The following is a 14,913-nucleotide window of genomic DNA, read 5'->3' on the forward strand; positions in this document are numbered from 1 at the left end:
CCTCGCAATGTATTGCCACGCAGGCATTTAATAAAAACGCCTATATGGCAATACCCAAATTAAAAGCTACTGCAGCACGGCCCGCGTTTGCAAGGCATCTCTCGCAGCCAGGCTGCACAGCCCAGCGAAACCACTTCGTCATTCCGGCGCAGGCCGGAATCCAGTGGGTTTATTCAAGGTCGTCTGCATGCCGGCCTGCGCCGGAATGACGGCAAGATCCGCTGGGTTCAAGCTTAAAAGCCACTTACCCCTTCACGCACACGACCTGCCGCAGCGTATGCACCACTTCCACCAGCTCGGACTGTGCGGCCATCACGGCGTCGATGTCCTTGTAGGCCATCGGGATTTCGTCGATCACCTCGGCGTCCTTGCGGCATTCGACGTGGGCGGTGGCTTTGATCTGGTCGTCGACGCTGAACAGCTTCTTGGCCCTGGTGCGGCTCATCGTGCGCCCGGCGCCGTGGCTGCACGAGCAGAACGCGTCTTCATTTCCCAGCCCGCGCACGATGAAGCTCTTTGCCCCCATCGAGCCCGGAATGATCCCCAGCTGGCCCTTCTGCGCCGATACCGCGCCCTTGCGCGTCACCAGCACTTCGCGGCCGAAGTGCGTTTCCTTCTGCACGTAGTTGTGGTGACAGTTCACCGCTTCCACATCGGCGGTAAAGGGCTTGGCAATCACGCTGCGCGCGGCGGCGATGACGTTGTTCATCATTACCTCACGGTTGCGGCGCGCGTAGTCCTGCGCCCAGCCGACGGCTTCGACGTAATCGTCGAAATGCTCGCTGCCCTCTTCGAAATAGGCCAGATCGCGGTGCGGCAGATTGGCGATGTGTTGGCGCATATCGGCCTGCGCCAGCTCGATGAACAGGTTGCCGATGGCATTCCCCACACCGCGCGAACCCGAGTGCAGCATGAACCACACGCGGTCGGCCTCGTCCAGGCACACCTCGATGAAGTGGTTGCCGGTTCCCAGCGTTCCCAGATGCTTGTGGTTGTTGGTGTTCTTCAGGCGCGGATATTTGTCGGTGATCGCCTTGAAGCCCGGCTGCAGCACGCCCCACATCGCATCGACCGTCTCCGGCGTGTTTCCCCAGGCGCCGCGATCACGCGGGCCGGGCGTGCGGCCGTGCGGCACGGCGGCCTCGATGGCGCTGCGCAGGCCGAACAGATTGTCCGGCAGGTCGCTGGCGGTCAGTGTCGTGCGCGCCGCCATCATTCCGCAGCCGATATCGACACCGACCGCGGCCGGGATGATGGCGCCAATGGTCGGAATCACCGAACCGATGGTCGACCCCTTACCCAGGTGCACATCGGGCATCACCGCGAGGTGCTTGAAGATAAAGGGCATTTTTGCCGTGTTGATCAGCTGCTCGCGCGCTTCGTCCTCGACCGGCACGCCGGCCGTCCACAGCTTGATGGGTTTTCCGTTTTGCACTTCCAGAAGCGTTGCCTTGCTCATTGCCTTTCTCCCGCCGCCACGCATACCCATGGCGGCATTGATTCACAACCATTCAATTTAATTGTCTAGCCGCATATACCCGGCTAGTTAGTCAGCTTGACCATGCCGTTGAGCAACTGGTCGAAACCGCCGAACACCGAAATCCGGTCGATGCGCTCGGCGAGTTTTTCCAGCGTTTCCAATTCTTTCAGCCGCAGCGCGGTCGGGTTGTCTTCCATCACCTTCGCCGTATTGAGCAGCGAGCGCGTCGCGCCGGTTTCCTCGCGGCGGCGGATCACATTGGCCTGCGCGGCCTTTTCGGCCTCGACGACTTGTGCGAGCAGCGTCTTCATTTCGCCCGGCAACACGATGTCCTTCACGCCGACACCGTGCACGCTGACGCCAAAGCCGGCCAGCCGCGCCTGCATGTGCGCCGACACCACCTCGTCGATCACCTGCTTGTTTTCCAGCAATTCGTCCAGCGTACGCGTCCCCACCGCGGCGCGCAGGCCGAACTGCAGCTCGCGATACACATGCTCGGCCGGCTTGGGCAGGCGGGCAAACGCCAGCTCCACGTTGTCGAACTGCCAGTTGGCCGCCAGATTCAGGCGCAGGCTCACCTTGTCGCGGGTCAGGATGTCCTGCCCGCTGACCTCCAGCGCCTGCAGGCGGGTATCGACCAGCTCGACGACAATCTCGCGGTTGCAGCGCCAGAAGCCGTAACGCCCCGCCGGCAGCAGCCGCAGCAGCTTGCCATCGACACGCAGCAGCCCGACATGATTCTCCGGCACCTGCACCAGCAGCACGGCGTTGGCGTTGCGCACGGCCCTGGCGCGCAGCGAGGGCTGGGTCAGCCCGGCCACCAGCGCCGGATCAAGAGCATAGTTCTCGCGCAAATCCACCCGCGTGAAGGTCTGCCCGGCGGCGGCACGCCAGTACAACTGGCGCGAACCCGGCAGCAGGATTTCCGCCAGCACGCCGTTTTCATGGCGCAACGCGACTTCGTGATCGGCGAGTTCGACCAGCTGAAAGTGCTGCTCGACCACGGCCGCCTCATTGCGGCACAGGTAATCGGCCAGCGCGTGAGTAAAGGCCGGCTCGTCCAGCGCGAAGCTCAGCAGTGCATAGCGCTGCCGCCAGTTCCACAGGCGGAATTCACCCGGCTCGACCACACGCACGAAGTCGCCATCGCGCAGCAGGATGCCGCGCTCGTTTTTGCGTACCAGAAAGCGTTGCCACATCATCATCATCCTTTTTCATTGATCCCGGCTGCAGCGCTACGGCGGATGCCAGGCGGGCCAGCTCACGGGCAGAAACAAGGGGAATCGGCCAAGCTGGCGGCCCATCCTGTCGTTTCCGCTGGTGGGCGGCGCGCCGGGCACCGGCGGCAGCGCTGCGGTGAGCGCATCGCTCACACCGGGCACTGCGTTTTCAATCAAATGCCCTTGCAGGCGTTGGAGCGGGAGTCGAACCCGCCTAGTCGGCCAATGACCGATGCTCAACCGCTGAGCGATCCAGAGGTGGTGAGCCGGGGCTTGAACCCGGATGACGCAACCGACTTGCCATCACCGTCATGCAGACGCCGGGTGTGGCGGCATACCTGCCCGCCAGAGGCGGGAGGCACCGGAGCGGCTATTGAACCGCTGCCTGTTGCCAGCACTGCGTTGCTGCATGCCAGACAGAGTGCAAGGCGTGTGCCAGCGCTTGCGCGCAGCAGAGAAAAATCCGGCAAAGCCATGAATAAAAAGATCATTTACCGAAAACCCAGGCAGACCAGCCAGCAAGAAGCAGACAATCCGCCAGACAAAGTCGATAATTTGTTATCCGAGTTTATCTTTAGGGATAAAGATGAAACGCACCGTCGCCTTCGGCTTTGCCGGAACCGTGCTCGATTACGTGGGCAAGGGAGAGGAACGCTGGAAAAAGTGGCGTCCAAGCATTGGCCTGTGCCAGCAAGCCGCACAACCCATCGATACGCTGGTATTGCTGCATGACGAGCGCAGCCGCTCGCTGTTTGCCCTACTCAAGCGCGATATCGCGCAGATTTCGCCAAACACCGAAGTCGTCAGCCACGAGATCAATCTGCGCGACCCGTGGGATTTCGAAGAGGTGTACGCGGCGCTGCATGATCTGGCCAGCGGCCACACCTTCGACACCGAACAGAACGACTACCTGCTGCACATCACCACCGGTACCCACGTCGCGCAGATCTGCTGGTTTTTGCTCGCCGAATCGCGGCATTTTCCCGCCCGCCTGGTGCAGACCTCGCCACCGATCAAGCGGCTGGGCCAGGGCCCCGAGGGGCGGATGTCGCTGATCGACCTTGATCTGTCGCGCTACGACAAGATTGCCACCCGCTTCGCGCACGAGCGCGATGCCTCGCTGTCGCTGCTGAAGTCGGGCATCGCCACGCTCAATCCTGCATTCAACCGCATGATCGAACAGATCGAACGCGTCGCGGTGCGCTCGAAAGCGCCGATGCTGCTGTGCGGGCCGACTGGCGCCGGCAAGTCCTTTCTGGCGCGGCAGGTGTTTGAGTTGAAAAAGGCGCGTCACCAGTTGCAGGGGCGTTTTGTCGAAGTGAATTGCGCGACCTTGCGCGGCGACGGCGCGATGTCGGCGCTGTTCGGCCACGCCAGGGGCGCGTTTACCGGCGCGCAAAACGAACGCGCCGGCCTGCTGCGCAGCGCCGACGGCGGCTTGCTGTTTCTGGATGAAATCGGCGAGCTGGGCGCTGACGAGCAGGCGATGCTGCTGAAGGCCATCGAGGAAAAGCGCTTTTTTCCGCTGGGCAGCGACCGCGAAGTGGAAAGCGACTTCCAGCTGATCGCCGGCACGGTGCGCGACCTGCGCGTCATGGTCGCCAGCGGCGAATTCCGCGAAGACCTGTATGCGCGCATCAATCTGTGGCATTACACGCTACCGGGACTGGCCGAGCGGCGCGAAGACCTGGCCCCCAATCTCGATTACGAGCTGGGGCGCTTTGCGCGCGAGCACGGTCAGCAGGTGCGCTTCAACCGCGAGGCGCGCGAACGCTTCCTGCGCTTTGCCACTTCGGCGCAGGCGCGCTGGCGCGGCAATTTCCGCGAGCTGGGTGCGGCGGTGACGCGCATGGCGACGCTGGCCGACAGCGGGCGCATCGGCATCGATGAGGTCGACGAAGAAATCACCCGCCTGCAGGCCGGCTGGCAGGATGGGCAAGACGACACGCTGGCGGCACTGCTGGGCGATGCGGCCGCCACGCTCGATTTGTTCGACCGGCTGCAGCTGGAACAGGTGATCAGGGTCTGCCGCGAATGCCGCACACTGTCCGAGGCGGGCCGGCGGCTTTTCGATGTGTCACGCCAGGAAAAATCCAGCAGCAACGATGCCGACCGGCTGCGCAAGTATCTGGCGCGCTTCGGGCTGGACTGGCAAGCACTGCAGGCCGGATCGGCGCCCAGCGTGTTCGGCCGGTAGTCTGATGCCGCCAGGGCGGCAAGACGCGGCTCAAAGCACCGGAGGCAGGCTGGCGGCGGCGGGTGCGAGCGAATCCAGCAGGCGAAGCTCGGCCAGTACGAGTTGCTGATCATGCTCGCGGCAAGCCTCGAACAGCGTCAGCAGGGCCATGTTCACGGCCAGCAAGGCCTCCATGGCGCCCAGACCGTCACGGCAATCGACGCTCACCTGGCAATGCAGCGTGTTGCGCAGGCGATCCGGAGCAAACTCGACGGTGACGGCGCGCACCGCCATCCCGGCGTATTGCGGCAACAGATCGGCACTGCGCTTGGCCGCCAGCATGGCGGCAGCGCGCGCGAGGCCGAGCTGCTCGGCATGGCGGCCTTCTTCAAAGCGCTGCAGCGTATCGGCCTGCATGCGCAATTCGCCAGTGGCGCGCACCGAACGGGCTGCGGCCGGATCGGCGCGGCGCTCGGTTGGCAGCATGATGGTTTCCACGCCGGCAAGCCGCGCGGCGAGGATGGCCAGGTCATCGAAGCTGTTGATGTTGGCGATTTGCCCGGCCGGCACGTCAACCGCGGCGGCCTTGAGCTCGGCCAGCCAGCCGGCCAGCTGAAAGTCGCCGCTGGCCAGCCGCTCTATCAGCTGCGGCAGCACGCTGCGATGCAGCAGGCACAGGCAGGGCATCAGCACACCGCCGCAACGCACCACGGCGGCGCTGGCGCCACCTTCCACCGGCGCCATCAGGCGCGCCAGCAGGTCTTCGGGCAGAAACGGTGCATCGCAGGGCAGCACCAGCAGGGCATCGGCCGGCGAGGCCAGTGCGGCAGCATGCACGCCAGCGAGCGGCCCGGGAAAGCCGGGATAAACATCGCGCAGCACCGGAAAACCGAAGCGGGCGTAATCCGGCAGATTGCGGTTGGCGGAAATCAGGATATGTCCCAGCCGCAGCGTCTGCTGTTGCAGCGCTTCGAGCACCCAGCCCACCAGCGGCCGGCCGGACAGCTCGACCAGGCCCTTGTCACGCCCATTCATTCGTCGTCCTGCGCCACCGGCCAGGATGACGGCATCCACCACCATCATGCTTTGCTCCCGCACTGCTGAAGGGAAAGCCCGGGATCGTCCTGCCCGGCAGAACGCGCCGCCCTGCTGCCAGCCCTGTACGGCCGGGGACTTCGGGGCTTTCTGAGTATGAAACCGGAATAGTCCTGCAACTATGAATTACAGCCCTGCACTATGGCGCAGCGCACGACGGGCGGCAAGCGTGACGCCCGCCGGTGCGGCGACAAACAACAAGGGGGAGCATTGCTCCCCCTGGCGTGTGCAAGCAAGCGCCTTACTGCATGGCGACCTGATAGCCCTGGATGTCGGCGCCCTGGAAGAGGCCGCCGATGTAGTCATGCACGGCGCGCTGCGAGGCCATGCTGTTGAGGAAGTGGGCGATGCGCTCCTGCGCTTCCTCGAAGCTCACGGCTTCGCCGCCCTGCTTCTTGCCGGAGCGGATGATGTGCAGGCCGAACTGGGTTTCCACCAGGCCGTCATACAGCTCGTTCTCGCCCAGGCTGAACGCGGCCTGTTCGAATTCCGGCACCATCTGGCCACGGCCAAAGGCGCCCAGCTCGCCACCCTGGCGACCGGACGGGCAGGCGGAATGCTCGCGGGCCAGCTCGCCGAAACGGTGGGGGTTGAGCTTCAGCTCTTCCAGCACGCCTTCGGCCTTGGCGCGCACCAGCGAACCGGCAAGGCCTTCCTCGGGGGTGAACAGGATGTGGCTGGCTTCGACCTGTTCGCCGCGCTTGAAGCTTTCCGGGTTGTGATCGTAGAACTCGCGGCAGGCGGCTTCATCGGCCGGCTCGATCTGCAGTTCGCGGTCAAACAGCTGACCGATGCGTTCGTCATCGGCGCCGTCGGCGATGCCCAGTTCGCTGGCGCGCTGCAGCAGCAGTTCGCGCACGATCAGGTTCTGAATGGCGGCGTCGCGAGCGTTCGCGGCATCCTGATGATGGGGCAGTTCGTCGGCGATCATGGCATCGCTGATTACGGCGCCGTTAACGGTGATGGTCATGCTTGATCCTTGGGCATGGTAGAAAAAACGGATACAGGCGGCGGCCTGTCAGGTTTGCGGCGCCAGATCCTTGCGCATGCAAGCGGCGCTGGCCGGGCACAGCGAGCTGAACTGGCGGCTGGCGGCAATCGCGGCGGGCACACTGGCGCGCGCGACACTGGCATAACCCTGGCGCTGAAAATAGCGCTCGGCGCCACTGGTCAGCAGGTAGGCGGTGCGCGCGCCGCGCTGGCGCGCCGCGTCTTCCAGCGCGGCCAGCAGCATGACAGCAATTCCGCGCCCGCGCCACTCCCGGCGGACGACCAGCGAACGCAGCAGGGCACACTCGCCAAAGTTCTCCAGTCCGCCACAGGCCACGACGGTAATGCCGTCGCGCAGGACGAGCAGATCGATGCCGTCGTCGTCGAGATCGCAACTCACCAGACCCTCGTCCTCCAGCATCTGCCGCACCACATCCTGCGTTGCCGTATCGGCCACCTGCTCCAAGCGCATCGCCCACTCTCCCTGCTGTACCAGTAAGCAGAGTTTAGCCGCGCGAGGCTGCCCGCCGGGGAGAAACCACGCACGCTTCTGACCAGCGACAAAACCGCTGCGGGCTATGCTGAACACAGCAGCCTCGCCGGAGCACCGCCATGAGAACCCTGGTCATTTTCTCGCACCCCCATCTGGCCACCTCGCGGGTGCACCGTACGCTGATCGACACCATCGACGACCTCCCGGATGTGCAGATCCATCATCTGGAGGCGATGTATCCGCAGCACGACATCGACGTCGAGGCCGAGCAGGCGGCATGCGAGCACGCGGGGCGGCTGGTGTTCCAGTTTCCCTTTTACTGGTACAGCGTGCCGCCACTCCTGAAGCTCTGGATGGACGAAGTGCTGGCCTTTGGCTGGGCCTACGGCAAACGCCAGCAACTGCGCGGCAAGCCGCTGCGCCTGATCATCAGCAGCGGCGCACCGGAAAGCGCCTACGCCGCCAGCGGCTACAACCGCTTTACGATGGAGGAGCTGCTGCGCCCGCTCACCGCCATGACGCACCTCACCGGCATGGTGCTGCAGGCGCCGCTGATCCTGCATGGCGTGCCCAATATTCCCGGCATGGACGTCACCGACCCGCAGATGCTGCGGGTGGAGGCCTTTGCCCGGCAATATCGCGAGCTGCTGGAAAAAGGCCTGCATGCAAGCAAGGGTATATAAGCCAAGGCAAACACCTGCATTGGTTACAGCCTAATACAACGCCAGGTATTTGATGCAGGGACCCGGCAAGCGCCAGGGCGCAGCCTGCCCGGCGCCGGCTGCGGCGCCGGAAAGTTCCGCAGCAGCATTTACATCCGCAGCAGCTTGCCGAAAGCCGGGCGGGCGCGTAAGGTCGCGGCAACTGATCCGACGGCCAATCCCATGCATTTTCTTGACCTCAACAGTGCCGACGCGGCACGCCTGCGCCAGAGCCAGCTGACCAAACCCGCCGGCAGCCTGGGCCGCCTGGAAGAGCTGGCCATCTGGTTCGCGGCCCGGCTGGGCAACAGCACACCGCCGCGCCTGAATCCCGCCATCGTCATCTTCGCCGCCGACCACGGCGTGGCGCTGGATGGCGTCTCGGCCTTCCCGCAAAGCGTAACCAGCCAGATGGTGCTGAACTTCCTCGCCGGCGGCGCGGCAATCAGCGTACTGGCGCGCGAACACCAGGCCAGCCTCGCCGTGGTCGATGTCGGCGTCGCCACGCCCTACCCGCAGCCCGCGCCTGACGCTGGCAGCCCGCTGCGCTATTTCCGCCTGCCGGTACGCGCCGGTACCGCCAATCTGCGCACGGCAGCCGCAATGAGTGCCGAGGACTGCCGCAAGGCCTGGCAGATCGGCGCGGAAGCCGCCAGGCTGGCGGGCGAGCGCAACAAAAGCCTGCTGATCGGCGGCGAAATGGGCATCGGCAATACCACGGCCGCCGCCGCACTGATCTGCGCATTGACCGACTGCCGTCCGGACGAGATTGTCGGCCACGGCACCGGCGTCGATGAAGCCGGCCGCCAGCACAAGATTACCGTCGTCAGCGCCGCACTGGCGCGCGCCCATGCCGCCGGCGCGAGCACACCGCAGGACTGGCTGGCCGAAGTCGGCGGGCTGGAAATCGCCGCGCTGGCCGGCTTTTACAGCGAAGCTGCCGCACTGGGCGTACCGGTCCTGCTCGACGGCTTCATCAGCACGGCCGCCGCGCTGGTCGCCGTGCGCCATGCCCCGGCGGTGGGCGACTGGCTGCTGGCCAGCCATGTATCGCAGGAACTGGGGCACCAGCGCTGCCTCGCCGAACTGGGGCTGACGCCGCTCTTTGACCTCGGCCTGCGCCTGGGCGAGGCCAGTGGCGCGGCGCTGGCCATTCCACTGCTGCAAGCGGCGCTGGCGCTGCATCGCGACATGGCCACCTTTGCCGAAGCCGGCGTGACGGGGCCTGCCGCATGAGCGCCTTTCGCCTGACCCTGATCCGCCACGGCAGCGCCGAAGGCAGCGAACACGCCGTATTCGGCCAGACCAATGCCGCGCTTTCGGCCAGCGGGCGCGCGCAACTGCAGGCACGCTGGCAGCAGCTGGCCGCACAGCCCGTCGACAGCATCGCCGCCTCGCCGCTGGCGCGCTGCGCCGACTTCGCGCTGGATGCCGCCGCCAATCTGGGCCTGCCACTGCATCTGGATCGCGGCTTTGCCGAGCAGGATCTGGGCGTGCTCGACGGCAAACCCAAGGCCGCCTGGAGCACGGCCGAACACGTGGCCTGGGATGCCTGGCAGCGCGACCCGGCGGCCCATCCGCTGCCCGGCGCGGAAAGCTGGGAGGCGTTTGCCGGACGCACGCTGGCCGCCTTCACCCGCTGGCAGGACGCCAGCCCGGATGCCGAACACCGCCTGCTGCTGGCCCACCAGGGCACCATCAAGGTGCTGCTGCTGCATGCCTTCGGCCTGCCGGCCAGCCGGCACAGCCAGTTCTGGCTGGCGCCGGCCGGCATCGCCACACTGTGGTGGGATGACCCGGCCAGCGGCTGGCCACCCCTGCTGATGGGACTGGACAATCTGGGGCTGGGCAACAGCCAGCCCGACTGACGCCAGGCAACCCGCATGCGCCGTCCCGACCTGCGCCCGGCCATTCTTGCCGTGCAGTTCCTTACCCGCCTGCCCACCCCGCAGGTACGCGACTTTTCCCCGGCGCTGCTCAGCCGGGCGGTCGTCTGGTTTCCCGCCACCGGTCTGCTGCTGGGCGCACTGCTCGCCGCCGCCGTGCTCGGCGGCCAGCTCGTCGATCCATGGCTGGCCGCACTGGCCGGCCTGCTCGCCTGGGCCTGGCTCACCGGCGGCCTGCATCTGGATGGCCTGGCCGACATGGCCGATGGCCTGGGCGCCGCACACCGCGACCCGCAACGCTTTCTGGCCGTACTGAAAGACCCGCATCTGGGCAGCTTCGGCGTGCTGGCGCTGATCCTGCAATGCGCCAGCAAGCTGGTACTGCTGATGCTGCTGGCCAGCCAACACCAGGGTATGGCACTACTACCCATGCTGGTGTTGGTTCCGGGCTGGGCACGCTGGGGGGTATATCTATGGCAAAGCCTGCCGCCGCTGGCCAGCGGCATGGCCGAACAGTTCGGCTGGCGGCAAACCCGCCACGCGGCCTGGTGCAACGGCCTGCTGCTGGCCGGCCTGAGCCTGTGGCTGGCTCCCGCCCTGCTGCTCGCGCCGCTGCTGGCCTGGGCCTACCGCTGCTGGCTGAAAGCCCGCCTGGGCGGCGTAACCGGCGACTGCCTCGGCGCCGGCATCGAGCTGCTGGAAACGGCGCTGCTGTGCGTGCTGCTGCTGGCAAGCGCTATAATCGCCCTCTGATTGGATTACTCACGGCAGCACGGCAATGCACATCAAGCGCGTACTCGAAGTCTGGGAAAAAGGCATGGACGGCGGCTACCTCGGCAATCTGCCGCTCGCGGACGACGTGCCCGTCACCCTGCTCTACGAGCTGTTTTGCGACGAGCAGGACAAGCCCGACCCGGACATGCTGCTGGCCTACCTGCTCGATGCGCCACGCGTCGCCCGCCTGCAACCCTGGGTCGCCGAAACACTGGATGCCGAACAATACGACTACATCCTCAGCGCCTACGGCCTGCCCGACCTGCCGCAAAACCCGACATGAAGCCGGAGCTGGCGCAGCTGCCCGGCCTCGGGCCACAATCGGCCGCCTGGCTGACCGCCGCCGGCATTCCCGACCGCGCCGCACTGGCGCACACCGGCGCCATCCAGGCCTACCTGCGCGTACGCCAGCAACAGCCGCGCGTCAGCCTCAACCTGCTGTGGGCGCTGGAAGGCGCACTGAGCGGCCGCCACTGGCAGGACATTGCCCGCCATGAACGCAGCCGCCTGCTAGCCGAGCTCGCCGCCGCCGCAGAAGCCGCCAATATACCCAACACCCCATAGCGCCAGAGCCAATGCACACAATTGCTTGTACGCGCATACCTTCAAGCAACTCCATCCACCCCGAGAAGCAGAAATGGCTCGCCCCGGAGGCCGGCGAATTCATGTACAATCGGAACATCTTCATCCATTGAAGACCACTCCGGGGACGCCATGGTTTCGACGGGGGTTGCAAAGCGGATGGGGGCATGCCGGGATTTCAGTCACCCCGTTAAACACTGAATTTATATAGTCGCAAACGACGAAACTTACGCACTGGCCGCTTAATTGCGCCAGTCTCTACACCGCAGAGCCCTTCGGGCGGGTCGGGTCAAACCGGCAGTAGAGTCATTAAGAAGGGATCGCCCCGGCTCGGGTTACTTGAGCCAGGGTTAAATCCAAGGTAACTCGCTCCCCCCAAGCCTGTCGGTCGGCGTGGAAGGGAGTCAAATCCAAATGGCCAGACTAAGCATGTAGAACCCTTCGTAGAGGGCTTCCGGACGCGGGTTCGACTCCCGCCGTCTCCACCAATACACAAACCCCAACTGTTCTCAGTTGGGGTTTTTCTTTGCCCAGCCCGCTACTACAAGCCTTGTAGCGCAAGGCTTCGAACTGGCTACCGCATAAACTCATCCGAACCGGCCAAGCGCTGATCTCTGCACTGGCCGCAGTATATGTCATGCCTCAGCCTCACCCGAAAAGTGAAGTCCGGAAGCTTGGGCAGTAGCCGGCAGCATGCGCACAACCGACCCAAGTGCAATCTTCCCCCCTGCCAATCGGACCTCTAGCGACCTTCTGTCGATCCATACGGTGCAGCAGCAAGGCGGCGCTGCAGCTCCCAACAAGATTCTCTGTGACAGTCGCTCACTGTCACATGGAAATTCGGATACGTACCCCAGGTATATTGAAGGTACATAAGGTACAACTGGAAGCACTCAAGCAAAATGGGGAATACACGCGAAGCCTGAGCCGTTGACAGCCGATGCCCAAAGGTCAAAAACATGGGTGTTTTTGCCGGTCGCTGCCACAGAAACCGTCACAGGAGTGTCACAGCAGCCAATCTGGGACAAACAAGGGGAGTAGAAAAGACAAAACCCCTGACCAATTTTTCAATTGAATCAGGGGTTTATGCTTGGTTGCGGGAGCAGGACTCGAACCTGCGACCTTCGGGTTATGAGCCCGACGAGCTTCCAACTGCTCCATCCCGCGTCTGTACTGGTTTCACGTCTTTCGTGACATCTCAAGCGCCGAAGCGCTGGAAATGAAAAGCCGCTGATGCATCAAGCACGAATCAGCGGCTTGGTATTTCTTGGTTGCGGGAGCAGGACTCGAACCTGCGACCTTCGGGTTATGAGCCCGACGAGCTTCCAACTGCTCCATCCCGCGACAGAGAAGGAAGATCATATAGCGCGAGCCCCCCTCTGTCAAGGCCGGCGCCCGCCGGCACTTGCAATGAGCCGCTGGCTGGCAATTCGTCGGCCCGGGAATTTGCACAGCGGCGTGATGTTGCAGGGATACGAGCAGGCGGAAAAGCCTTGCCTGAGGGGCTGGCGGCGCGCAATCTTCCCGGTTCGTGTCTTGGTGCAGCGAAGAACAAGCTGCTGTCTGCGCGGCCGAATCGCACATCAACAGCGCGAGCCGCAGGTGCCAGACCGCATACGCTGACGGCCAGGCGATCAGTCCAGCCTGGATACGTGTGCAGGCTCTACTTTGCCAACCGCCACCACAATGGGTATATGGCCCAAGGCATTTCAGAAAGTAGCCTCCAGCACCATGGGTATTGATGTATACCCACCCATCCTGCCCTCATTGCAGCGACACGCCATAGAAGGACATCAGATTGAAGGGGCTGATCCTGAAGCCCTGCACTTCCTTGCGCATCGGCTGGTAGACGGTCGCATGCGCGATCGTCGTCCACGGCAGCTCCTGCTTGAAGATTTCCTGCGCCTTTTCGTAGAGTTTGCTGCGCTCGGCCTGGTTGGTGAGCGTTCTGGCCCTGACGATCAGCGCGTCGAAGTCCTTGTTGCACCATTGCGCGTAGTTGTTGCCGCCAATCGCCGAGCAGCCAAGGTTCACGCCCAGCCAGTTGTCCGGATCGCCATTGTCGCCGTTCCAGCCGACCAGCATGCTGTCATGCTCGCCGTTCTTGCCGCGCCTGAGGTATTCGCTCCACTCATGGCTGACAATCCTGGCCCGGATGCCGATTCTGGCCCAGTCGGCCTGGATCATTTCGGCCATCAGTCTGGCGTTCGGGTTGTAAGGGCGCTGCACCGGCATCGCCCAGAGCGTGATCTCGGTCCCGTCCTTCACGCCGGCCCGGGTCAGCAGTGCGCGGGCCCTGGCCGGGTCGAAGGCCGGGTCTTTCAGCTTGCGGTTGTACGACCACTGTGTCGGTGGCAGCGGATTGCTTGCCTGCATGCCGCCCCCGCGATAGACGGCAGCAAGGATGGCCTGCTTGTTGATTGCCATGTCCAGCGCCTGGCGCACGGCGAGCTGGTCGAGTGGCTTGCGCCGGACATTGTAGGCGAGAAAGGCCAGGTTGAAGCCAGCCTGGCTGGGCACGGCCAGCTGCGGCTTGCCCTGCATGGCCTGCAGGTCGGCGGGCCTGGGAAAGGCCATGATGTGGCATTCGCCCCTTTGCAGTTTCTGGTAGCGCTGGCCCGCATCGGGTGTGATCACGAAGAGCAGCCGGTCGAGCAGCACCTCGCCGCGCCGCCAGTACGTCCTGTTGCCATCAAAGCGGATGCTCGCGTCCTTCTGGTAGCTCTTGAAGACAAAAGGGCCGGTGCCGACCGGCTGCGTGTTGAGCTGCGCGGGCTTGCCGGTCTTCAGCAGCAGCTCGGCGTACTCGGCAGACTGGATCGACGCAAACGACATCGCCAGCTTCTGCAGCAAGGCGGCGTCCACGGCCCGCAGCCGCAAGCGCACGGTATGGGTGTCGAGTTTGTCGATGCCGGCGATATTGCCATCCAGCCCCATGTCGGTGACATAGGGATAGTCGACCGGGGCCGCCCGGTTGAACGGATGGTTCCGGTCGATCAGACGCAGGAAGCTGAACAGCACGTCATCGGCGCCAAAATCGCGCGTGGGCTTGAAGCCGGGCGTGGTGTGGAATTTCACGCCACGGCGCAGGTGAAAGGTGTAGCTCAGGCCGTCGGGCGCGATTTCCCACTTTTCGGCCAGCGCCGGGCGGATTTGCGTCGAGCCGCGCTCGAATTCGACCAGGCGATTGAATACGGTTTCAGCCGAAGCATCAAAATCGGTACCGGCGGTATGGCGCGCCGGATCGAAGCCGGCAGGGCTGCCTTCCGAGCAGTAAATCAGCGTTCCGCCAGCGAATGCGCTGCCGCCCCCCAGCAACAGGGCGACAGCCAGCGCGCACAAGGACATCGGGGACAAGGCGGACATCGGTTCTCCTCGCCGGCAGGGCGGCGACGCTGGGGGTTGCGCAGGAATCTCAGCACGCAATTCTGACACCAGTCGCGGCCGGCAAGGCCTGTTTTTGCTGGCCGGTTGTGGCCGCAGCGGTCAGGCCGGGAGAATGCCGCGACGATGATC

At 64.4% G+C, this 14,913-nt stretch carries 13 protein-coding genes, 2 tRNA genes and 1 other RNA gene; 8 read left to right on the top strand and 8 right to left on the bottom strand.

What is annotated here, in order from left to right:
- Window positions 1–244: 244 nt before the first annotated feature.
- Both C515_RS0107255 and C515_RS0107260 read right to left on the bottom strand, forming a co-directional pair.
- Window positions 245–1,459, bottom strand: coding sequence for an RtcB family protein (locus C515_RS0107255; protein ID WP_028454989.1), 1,215 nt, complete (start codon window positions 1,457–1,459; stop codon window positions 245–247).
- Window positions 1,460–1,542: 83 nt separating this feature from the next.
- Window positions 1,543–2,688: a slipin family protein gene (locus C515_RS0107260; RefSeq protein ID WP_245575001.1), complete on the bottom strand. Its 1,146-nt coding sequence runs from the start codon at window positions 2,686–2,688 to the stop codon at window positions 1,543–1,545.
- A gap of 598 nt (window positions 2,689–3,286) precedes the next feature.
- Here C515_RS0107260 and rtcR point away from each other — a divergent pair.
- Complete coding sequence (gene rtcR, locus C515_RS0107270) at window positions 3,287–4,897, top strand: RNA repair transcriptional activator RtcR (protein ID WP_028454991.1); 1,611 nt, start codon at window positions 3,287–3,289, stop codon at window positions 4,895–4,897.
- 30 nt (window positions 4,898–4,927) lie between these two features.
- Here rtcR and mobA read toward each other — a convergent pair whose 3' ends face one another.
- From mobA to arsN2, 3 genes are all read right to left on the bottom strand, one after another.
- Window positions 4,928–5,959 carry a molybdenum cofactor guanylyltransferase MobA gene (gene mobA, locus C515_RS22395; RefSeq protein ID WP_081686812.1) on the bottom strand — a complete coding sequence of 344 codons (1,032 nt, stop codon included), beginning with the start codon at window positions 5,957–5,959 and terminating at the stop codon, window positions 4,928–4,930.
- Window positions 5,960–6,212: 253 nt separating this feature from the next.
- Complete coding sequence (locus C515_RS0107280; protein WP_028454992.1) at window positions 6,213–6,941, bottom strand: peptidylprolyl isomerase; 729 nt, start codon at window positions 6,939–6,941, stop codon at window positions 6,213–6,215.
- Window positions 6,942–6,989: 48 nt separating this feature from the next.
- The gene (gene arsN2, locus C515_RS20030; RefSeq protein WP_043648559.1) at window positions 6,990–7,433 is read right to left on the bottom strand and encodes an arsenic resistance N-acetyltransferase ArsN2; all 444 of its coding nucleotides are present in this window, start codon (window positions 7,431–7,433) and stop codon (window positions 6,990–6,992) included.
- Between the two features lie 140 nt (window positions 7,434–7,573).
- Between arsN2 and C515_RS20035 the strand changes: the two genes are divergently transcribed.
- The 7 genes from C515_RS20035 to ssrA all read left to right on the top strand — a co-directional run bounded on the left by C515_RS20035 (window position 7,574) and on the right by ssrA (window position 11,885).
- Window positions 7,574–8,137: an NAD(P)H-dependent oxidoreductase gene (locus C515_RS20035; RefSeq protein WP_043648561.1), complete on the top strand. Its 564-nt coding sequence runs from the start codon at window positions 7,574–7,576 to the stop codon at window positions 8,135–8,137.
- Window positions 8,138–8,338: 201 nt separating this feature from the next.
- Complete coding sequence (gene cobT, locus C515_RS0107295; protein ID WP_028454993.1) at window positions 8,339–9,391, top strand: nicotinate-nucleotide--dimethylbenzimidazole phosphoribosyltransferase; 1,053 nt, start codon at window positions 8,339–8,341, stop codon at window positions 9,389–9,391.
- Window positions 9,388–10,023 (top strand): histidine phosphatase family protein, encoded by a 636-nt coding sequence (locus C515_RS20040; RefSeq protein ID WP_051304731.1) that lies wholly within the window; start codon window positions 9,388–9,390, stop codon window positions 10,021–10,023. The genes cobT and C515_RS20040 overlap by 4 nt, the downstream gene beginning before the upstream one ends.
- Window positions 10,024–10,038: 15 nt before the next feature.
- Entirely contained in the window at window positions 10,039–10,794 is a 756-nt protein-coding gene (gene cobS / locus C515_RS0107305) for an adenosylcobinamide-GDP ribazoletransferase (protein ID WP_245575002.1), read from the top strand.
- A 25-nt stretch (window positions 10,795–10,819) separates the two neighbouring features.
- Window positions 10,820–11,098, top strand: coding sequence for a DUF7683 domain-containing protein (locus C515_RS0107310; RefSeq protein WP_028454995.1), 279 nt, complete (start codon window positions 10,820–10,822; stop codon window positions 11,096–11,098).
- The gene (locus C515_RS20045) at window positions 11,095–11,379 is read left to right on the top strand and encodes a TfoX/Sxy family protein (RefSeq protein WP_051304732.1); all 285 of its coding nucleotides are present in this window, start codon (window positions 11,095–11,097) and stop codon (window positions 11,377–11,379) included. Before C515_RS0107310 ends, C515_RS20045 begins: the two co-directional genes overlap by 4 nt.
- A 141-nt stretch (window positions 11,380–11,520) precedes the next feature.
- Window positions 11,521–11,885: a transfer-messenger RNA gene (ssrA, locus tag C515_RS23010) on the top strand.
- 603 nt (window positions 11,886–12,488) lie between these two features.
- Here ssrA and C515_RS0107320 read toward each other — a convergent pair.
- The 3 genes from C515_RS0107320 to C515_RS0107330 form a co-directional block, all read right to left on the bottom strand.
- Window positions 12,489–12,564, bottom strand: a tRNA-Met gene (locus tag C515_RS0107320).
- A 101-nt stretch (window positions 12,565–12,665) separates the two neighbouring features.
- A tRNA-Met gene (locus tag C515_RS0107325) sits at window positions 12,666–12,741 on the bottom strand.
- Window positions 12,742–13,161: 420 nt separating this feature from the next.
- Window positions 13,162–14,763 (bottom strand): ABC transporter substrate-binding protein, encoded by a 1,602-nt coding sequence (locus tag C515_RS0107330; protein WP_308417121.1) that lies wholly within the window; start codon window positions 14,761–14,763, stop codon window positions 13,162–13,164.
- Window positions 14,764–14,913: the final 150 nt, after the last annotated feature.

The sequence above is a fragment of the Chitinilyticum litopenaei DSM 21440 genome, assembly GCF_000428145.1.
GTDB lineage: Bacteria > Pseudomonadota > Gammaproteobacteria > Burkholderiales > Chitinibacteraceae > Chitinilyticum > Chitinilyticum litopenaei.